This window comes from Sulfuricurvum sp. RIFOXYD12_FULL_44_77 (genome assembly GCF_001830725.1).
Lineage (GTDB): Bacteria > Campylobacterota > Campylobacteria > Campylobacterales > Sulfurimonadaceae > Sulfuricurvum > Sulfuricurvum kujiense_A.
In genome coordinates this window covers 1-7,179 of the sequence record NZ_MIBU01000124.1, presented here as the reverse complement: position 1 = coordinate 7,179, position 7,179 = coordinate 1, and the positions used below count along the sequence as shown (strand labels likewise).

The following is a 7,179-nucleotide window of genomic DNA, read 5'->3' as shown; positions in this document are numbered from 1 at the left end:
TCACTTAGTGGTCAAGATGCGGTTCGTACCGCAGGTACCTTTAATGAAAAAATCGGCATCGACGGGGTTATCCTTACCAAATACGACGGGGATTCAAAAGGGGGCGTTGCTTTAGGTATCGCTTCTCAGATTCAAGTACCGCTTCGCTTTATCGGTGCGGGCGAGAAAATGGAAGATCTCGAAATTTTCCTCCCTGATCGTATCGTCAACCGTCTTATGGGATTGGGTGACATCGAAGGTCTTGCTGAGCGAACTGCATCGGTTATTGATGAAAAAAGAGCGAAAGCCCTTACCAAAAAGATCAAAAAAGGGGAGTTCAACTTTAACGACTTCCTAGAGCAGATGGAGAGCCTCAAAAAAATGGGGAGCATGAAATCCATTATGGGGATGATCCCCGGAATGGGCGGAATGGCCTCTGCGCTTAAAGATTTCGATTTGGAAAACTCTAGCCAGCTCAAACAGATCAAAGCCCTCGTTTCATCGATGACGGTGAAAGAGCGTGAAGACCCAGAACTCTTAAATAACAGCCGAAAAGCTCGTTTGGCAAAAGGGTGTGGTTTGGATATTATCGAAGTGAACCGTATTTTAAAACAATTTAAAAATGCCTCTAAAATGGCAAAACGATTCTCCGGTAAATCTGGTATGAAAGACCTTCAGAGCATGATGGGTCAGATGCAAGGTGCGCGGTTGCCGCGTTAACTTTGCCAAGCAAAATGTTAAGTACTGTACTCACGAATGAGTTTAGTACTTAGCATTTGAAGAAGCTTAGAGGTTTTTCTTTTACTTTTGTGGGTAAAACACTCTTCTAAACTTCTTGGTGCAAAACAACATTTAAAGGACACACAATGGCAACAGTCATCCGTTTAACCCGTATGGGTCGCAAAAAACAACCTTTCTACCGTATCGCGGTAACCGATAGTCGCAAACGTCGCGACGGCGGTTGGATCGAATTGATCGGGTACTATAACCCAATGACAGACCCTATCACTACCAAAGTAGATGAAGAGCGTCTTAACTACTGGTTGAGCGTTGGTGCTCAAATGTCAGACCGCGTTAAAAAAATTACCGGTAAATAATGATGGTTGCGGACTTCGTCGCAGGTTTTGCTAAGTTAATAGCGTCTTATCCCGAAGAGATTCGGGTAGAGTCTAATGAAGGCGACGAAGTGACCGAAATCGTTTTGTACGCTAATCAAGCGGATGTAGGCAAGCTAATCGGTAAAGAGGGCAAAATGATCGGTGCGATCAAAACTGTCATCTCCGGTTGCAAAGCCAAAGACGGAAAAAGTTACCGAATCAATGTCGAACCGCTTTCGTAATTCACCCCCTCAGGATTTACTCCATGTCGCCACTTTGGGCCGAGTTGTCGGCTTAAAAGGGGATATGAAACTTAACCTCTCCACCGATTTCCCTGAACAATTCGCTCCTAATGCCTCATTCACCCTTGAAAACGGCAAAGAGATCACTCTCGTCTCTTATAATCCCGATCGTGAACTGGTTCATCTCAAAGGGATCGATTCTCCCGAAGCGGCCAAAGCCCTTACCAACGCAAAACTTTTCACCACTTTTGAAGCGACGCGTGAGCGTTGTAATCTGGGTGAGGGGGAGTTTTTCTGGTTTGATTTACTGGGTTCTAGTGTTATGGAGAGGGAGATCCTTTTGGGAAAAGTTCAAGAGATCGAACGTATCGGACCGTTGGATTATCTACTCGTGGCAACCGATAGCGCTTTGGTTGCCAAAGAGCTTCCTGCTACCTTTTTAATCCCTTATATCGATCGTTTTGTTTTAAACGCCGATGCAAAGGGTAAAATAATCACCGTAGAGGGCGGATTGGATCTGTTAGAGGCATCCTAATGCGCTTTACGTATGTAACGATTTTTGCCAATCTGATCGAAGGATATTTTCAAGACTCCATCCTCAAACGGGGTATCGAGTCAGGAAAATTTTCAGTCGATTATCTCAATCCCAGAGATTTTAGTACGTCAAAACATCATAAAGTGGACGATACCGCCGCAGGCGGCGGTGCAGGGATGCTAATGACGCCTCAACCGTTGTTTGATGCACTTTGCTCACTTCCTGAAGATTCTCACATCATTTTTGTGGCACCGGTGGGGAAACAATTTACCCAAAACGATGCCAAGCGTCTCGCAACAAAATCCCATGTGGTTTTTGTGAGCGGACGGTATGAGGGGATCGATGAGAGGGTGGTTGAACGCTTTGGTGATGAAGTGTTCAGTATCGGCGATTACGTCCTTACCGGAGGGGAACTCCCCTCTTTGGTGATGACCGATGCGATCGTCCGAAATATCGAAGGGGTACTCGGAAACAGCGAATCGTTGGAGTATGAGAGTTTCGAATCGCCACTGTTAGAAGCCCCTTCGTTTGGAAAGCCCCCTGTTTATGAGAATATGAGTGTTCCATCAGAATACTTAAAGGGAAATCACAGTAAAATTCGTGCACTAAAATCGTCTCTGTCTGAATGCAAAACAAAATACTTCAGACCGGAGCAGCTTCAAAAGCATAAAATAAGGACATCTTATGAAAAATAAGTACATTGCAAGTTTCGAGCAAGCACAAATCGCTAACAAAAACGTTCCTGAGTTCCGCGCGGGTGATACACTTCGTCTTGCTGTAACCATTACAGAGGGCGAAAAATCACGTGTTCAAAATTATGAAGGTATCTGTATCTCTATCCGTGGAGAAGGTACTGGTCGTACTATTACTGTACGTAAAATCGGTGCTAACGGTATCGGTATCGAGCGTGTATTCCCAATCTACAGCGACAGCCTCGAGAAAATCGAAGTTCTTCGCCGTGGACGTGTACGTCGTGCGAAATTGTTCTACCTTCGTGATCTTGCCGGTAAAGCAGCACGTATTAAAGAAATTCGTCGCAAATAATCCCCCTTGCCGCACTCTCTTGCGGCAAACTCATGACCTTCCCCATCAATCTTTTTTATTCGAACAAGCCTAAGCTTATTCCCCTTTTAATGCCCGTTCCATATCCCGTTTGAGACTTTTCTCTTTCAAATCATCCCGTTTATCGTAGAGCTTTTTCCCTTTAACAATAGCCACTTGCATTTTGGCGAGGTTTTTATCGTTAAAATAGATACTGAGAGGTACAAGGGTAAATCCCTCTTTCTCGACCGCTTTAAACATCTTCTCAATCTGTTTTTTGTGCAGGAGAAGTTTACGGCTTCCACGCTCTTCATGGGAGTAAAAATGGTGCGTTGTGTCGAGTACGCCGATATGGACGTTAAAGACAAACGCTTCGCCCCGAACGATTTTGATAAAGCCGTCTTTGAGGTTGACCCGTGCCGCACGGAGCGCTTTGACTTCGGACCCTTTGAGGACGAGTCCCGCTTCGAATTTCTCTTCGATGTAGTAGTCAAAAAAAGCTTTTTTATTGGTGGCTATATTTTCGCCCATAGTTATTGTTCCTTGATCCTAAAAAAACTGCTTCCGCTTCCCGAGAAAAACCACCCCTCTTTTTCTTGCAGCTCTGGATAACATCCTAAGGCGGCACTGTACAGATCGTTTGCCTCTTTTGAGTTAATGGTAGCCAATATCTCTAGTGAGGGGGTCGCTTCGAGTCGTGAAGCCTCTTCGGCTGTGATGGGGGCATAGCGGTGTTCACGGTAGTAGCGGTAGACCGCAGGGGTGCTGATTTGAAGTTTAGGGGTAGTTACTTCAAAATCAATCAACGGTTCATTGTAGGGTTCGACAATCTCACCGATGCCGCTGACATTGGCACTTTCATATCCGTAGACGAAGAAAGGGACATCTGCACCGACGGATGAGCCGATCCTTGCTAGCTCTTCGACACTTAGCCCCAATTCAAGCTCTTCATTGCACATCCGCAAAAAGGTTGCGGCATCGGAACTGCCCCCTCCGAGTCCTGCAAACGATGGGATCTGTTTCTCAACGCAAATCGCGTGATGTTCCATCCATTGTGAGAGGGTATCGGAGTGGGTAGCGGCGAGGAGATATTTGTACGCTTTGTAGATAGTATTGGAGTGGACCTCACAGTCGAAATTTCCCCGTATTTCAAATTCCGGGATCGATTTTGGCTCAAACCAAAGGGTATCAAAAAGGGTGTTGACGCGCATAAAGCGAGAGGTTAGAGTATGATACTCTCCCCGTATCCCGGTGATTTTGAGAAAAATATTGACTTTGGCGTAGGCACGATATCGGATCATAATTTTAGTTTTTGTGCAAGTTGTTGGAGAAGCGACGTGTCATGACCCAGCGATGCTTCTTTGTTTGAATCTTCGACGGCTCGAACCAATTCACTTCGCAAGACCCGAATGTTATGGGGTGCATCAATCCCGAGTTTGACCACCCCTTTTTCGATGGACACCACTTTGACGGTGATTGTATCGGCGATAATGATTGATTCTTCGGCTCTTCTGGAGAGAATCAGCATGCTTCAACCTTATTGAGAATATAACGGACACCCTCAGGGGCAATCTCCAGAATCGAGATCGTATCTCCGTTGTCGATCCAGTAGGTTCCATCCTCTTGAAGATCGAAATCTTCGCGCACCAGAGGTTGTCCTAAGAGGATCGTTTGTATTGTGCCATTATAGCGGTTTTTAGGGAGGGAGAGAGAGTTTTTAATGTCAAGTTCTCTTTCGTTTTCATACACAAATTGCCCCTCATTAAGTCTCTCAAGTGCACTAAGTGCGCCACTGACACCCAGCCCAGCCGCAATCATTTCCCCCAGAGAGCGGATATAAGTACCCTCGGATACGGTTGCTTCAAAGGTCACAAAAGGGTGACAATAGTGGATAAGGGTGAGATCATAAATACTCGAGGTGATTGCTCGCAAATCGACCTCTTTCCCTTCTCGGGCAAATTCATACGCTCTGCGCCCCTCTATCCGTTTCGCACTGTATTTGGGAGGGAGATAGGTAAGCTCCCCTTGCAGTGAGTGGAGGATGGATTGTAGTTGCTCGAGCGCGACAGGTTGTGTCTCCTCTATCGTTTCGATCTTCTCAATATCGAGGGTGGGAGAATAAGCCCCCAGCCATAGGGTTGCGCGGTATCGCTTGGGTGTTTTGTTGAGAAAACGGAACAATCGGCCGTGATTTCCGAACGCAATGATTAAGACCCCTTTGGCAAACGGATCAAGGGTTCCGGAATAGCCCGCTTTTTTGACTTTATAGCGGCGTTTGAGCTGACCTAAGAGTTGGTTAGAACTAATACCGGAGGGTTTATAGGCTACGAAAAGACGATTCATAGGCAATTAAAGCTTTTCGACGAAAGAGGCGAGAATATCCCGTTTGTTTCCGCCGAAATTGATGCTGAGTTTAAATTCGCGTCCCGCTTTGCTTACCCCCTCAACCCGTCCCGCTCCGAAGATTTTATGACGAACCAAATCCCCTTTTTTATACGAAGTATTTTTCTCCAAAATCAATGACCCTTCGCATAATCCCGCTTCGTTGATAAAGCGGCTTTTTTGAAGTTCGGTACGTCGTCCTTTGTAGAAACGGCTATTGACATTTGAGAGGGTAAGGTTGCTTTTGGCGCGGGTGATAGCGACGTACCCCAGACGTCTCTCCTCCTCAAGGTCACTGCCATCACCGATAAGCGGTAAAAATCCCTCTTCCAAACCGATGACGAAGAGGTGTTCGAACTCCAACCCTTTGGAAGCGTGGATGCTCATAATGTAGATGCTCTCCCCCTCTACCTGATCTTGTTCGCTCTGCAGTGTAATATCATTCAGAAACTCAGCGAGGGAGCTTTCGGGATTTTGTTTGACATAATCGCGAAAGAGTCCGTAAAATTCATCAATATTGGCGATTTTCTCCGCTTCATCGGGAAGACCTTTTAGGGTCTCTTTGATTTTGAAACGCTCTTCCAAAAGATCAATAAAACGGTAAATCGCCTCTTCCGAAACACGGCGAAGTTCGAGAATTTCGGCTACGAAATCACGCAACTCACCGGCACTTTTTTTACGTACCAGTGTTTCGAGTTCACTGTCACTGAGGGTAGAGATAAATTCAAACATGGATTTGCTGGCTTCAATAGAAGAGAGCTCTATTTTATCAATGGTCGCTTTTCCCAGACCCCGTTTGGGTTTGTTAATGATCCGCTTTAGAGAGAAATTATCATGAACATTGGTGATGACCCGTAGGTAGCTGATGAGATCTTTGATCTCGGCACGGTCATAGAAGCGCAAACCGCCGACGAGTTTATACGCAACACCGGCACGGTTCAGCCCCTCTTCGAGTGATCGGCTGAGGGCATTGATTCGGTACAGTACGGCGATTTCATTCGGACGAACCCCGCTAGTGATAAGCTCTTTAATGGACTTTGCAATCTTTTTGGACTCTTCACTCTCATCGTTCGAGGTGATCGTTTGAACGTCATCACCTCCCTCTTTGGTCGCGAGGAGGGTTTTTCCTAAACGGGAGCGGTTATGTTCTATCAGGGCGTTTGCGACGGTGAGGATTGGCTGAGTGGAACGGTAGTTGTGTTCGAGCTTGACCACCATAGCGTCGGCGAAATCTTGATCGAATTCAAGAATATTGCGCACATGCGCGCCGCGCCACCCGTAAATACTCTGATCATCGTCTCCGACGACACAGAGGTTGTTGTGGGTAGAGCAGAGCTTTTGGAGGAGTCTGAGCTGAAGTTCGTTGGTATCTTGATACTCATCGATCATAATGTATTGGTATTTTTCAGAGGTCTGAGTACAAAGATCGGGATTTTCGTCGAGCAGTTTAAAGGTTAGGCAGAGTAAATCGTCAAAATCGACGAGATTGTTTTTAAGAAGATAGGCTTCGTACTCTTCATAGATTTTCGCAATATGTTTGTAGTTGGTGAGTTCCGCTTGGGTATACGCTTCGGTCGGGTCAATGAGGGAGTTTTTGTAGCGAGAAATTTCACTTGCAATCAATGCGGTAGGAAGGTCGGCATTGATCTTTTTGATAATTTTCTTTTTATCATCAGTATCGATCACAACGAAATTATTGGCACGCCCCAGCAAATGGATATGAAATTTTAAAAACAGCAGACCGAATTTATGAAACGTGCATAACAGCGGAGGAAAAGAGTTTTGAGAGATCAATCCCATCGCCCTCTCGCGCATCTCTTTAGCCGCTTTGTTGGTAAAGGTGAGGGTGAGAGTATTGCCTGCGGGTATCCCAACATGATCGAGAAGATAAGCAAGACGAGTG

The 7,179-nt window shown here is 45.8% G+C and carries 10 protein-coding genes and 1 pseudogene; 6 read left to right on the top strand and 5 right to left on the bottom strand.

Features of this window, described 5'->3' with window-relative positions; all coding sequences use genetic code 11:
- The 6 genes and pseudogenes from A2517_RS05295 to rplS form a co-directional block, all read left to right on the top strand.
- A pseudogene (locus A2517_RS05295) lies at positions 1 to 699 on the top strand (signal recognition particle protein); the annotation flags it as partial.
- 146 nt (positions 700 to 845) lie between these two features.
- Entirely contained in the window at positions 846 to 1,076 is a 231-nt protein-coding gene (gene rpsP, locus A2517_RS05290; RefSeq protein WP_013459360.1) for a 30S ribosomal protein S16, read from the top strand.
- A 2-nt stretch (positions 1,077 to 1,078) separates the two neighbouring features.
- Positions 1,079 to 1,318, top strand: a complete 240-nt coding sequence (locus A2517_RS05285; RefSeq protein ID WP_294894857.1) for a KH domain-containing protein — start codon at positions 1,079 to 1,081, stop codon at positions 1,316 to 1,318.
- Positions 1,299 to 1,853 carry a ribosome maturation factor RimM gene (gene rimM, locus A2517_RS05280; protein WP_294894855.1) on the top strand — a complete coding sequence of 185 codons (555 nt, stop codon included), beginning with the start codon at positions 1,299 to 1,301 and terminating at the stop codon, positions 1,851 to 1,853. The genes A2517_RS05285 and rimM overlap by 20 nt, the downstream gene beginning before the upstream one ends.
- Positions 1,853 to 2,548: a tRNA (guanosine(37)-N1)-methyltransferase TrmD gene (gene trmD / locus A2517_RS05275; RefSeq protein ID WP_294894853.1), complete on the top strand. Its 696-nt coding sequence runs from the start codon at positions 1,853 to 1,855 to the stop codon at positions 2,546 to 2,548. The genes rimM and trmD overlap by 1 nt, the downstream gene beginning before the upstream one ends.
- On the top strand, positions 2,538 to 2,897 hold the full coding sequence (gene rplS, locus A2517_RS05270; protein WP_294894851.1) for a 50S ribosomal protein L19: 360 nt from the start codon (positions 2,538 to 2,540) through the stop codon (positions 2,895 to 2,897). The genes trmD and rplS overlap by 11 nt, the downstream gene beginning before the upstream one ends.
- A gap of 75 nt (positions 2,898 to 2,972) precedes the next feature.
- On the opposite strand, the gene smpB is transcribed toward rplS, so the two are convergent.
- The 5 genes from smpB to A2517_RS05245 all read right to left on the bottom strand — a co-directional run.
- Positions 2,973 to 3,425 (bottom strand): SsrA-binding protein SmpB, encoded by a 453-nt coding sequence (smpB, locus tag A2517_RS05265; RefSeq protein WP_294894849.1) that lies wholly within the window; start codon positions 3,423 to 3,425, stop codon positions 2,973 to 2,975.
- A gap of 2 nt (positions 3,426 to 3,427) precedes the next feature.
- On the bottom strand, positions 3,428 to 4,195 hold the full coding sequence (locus A2517_RS05260; protein ID WP_294894846.1) for a 4-(cytidine 5'-diphospho)-2-C-methyl-D-erythritol kinase: 768 nt from the start codon (positions 4,193 to 4,195) through the stop codon (positions 3,428 to 3,430).
- A complete protein-coding gene (gene csrA / locus A2517_RS05255) occupies positions 4,192 to 4,422 on the bottom strand; it encodes a carbon storage regulator CsrA (protein WP_294894844.1) in 231 nt (76 codons plus the stop codon). The genes A2517_RS05260 and csrA overlap by 4 nt, the downstream gene beginning before the upstream one ends.
- Positions 4,416 to 5,237 (bottom strand): tRNA pseudouridine(55) synthase TruB, encoded by an 822-nt coding sequence (gene truB / locus A2517_RS05250; RefSeq protein WP_294894842.1) that lies wholly within the window; start codon positions 5,235 to 5,237, stop codon positions 4,416 to 4,418. The genes csrA and truB overlap by 7 nt, the downstream gene beginning before the upstream one ends.
- Positions 5,238 to 5,243: 6 nt before the next feature.
- The coding region (locus tag A2517_RS05245) for a 3'-5' exonuclease (protein WP_294894840.1) at positions 5,244 to 7,179 on the bottom strand (1,936 nt) is incomplete at its 5' end.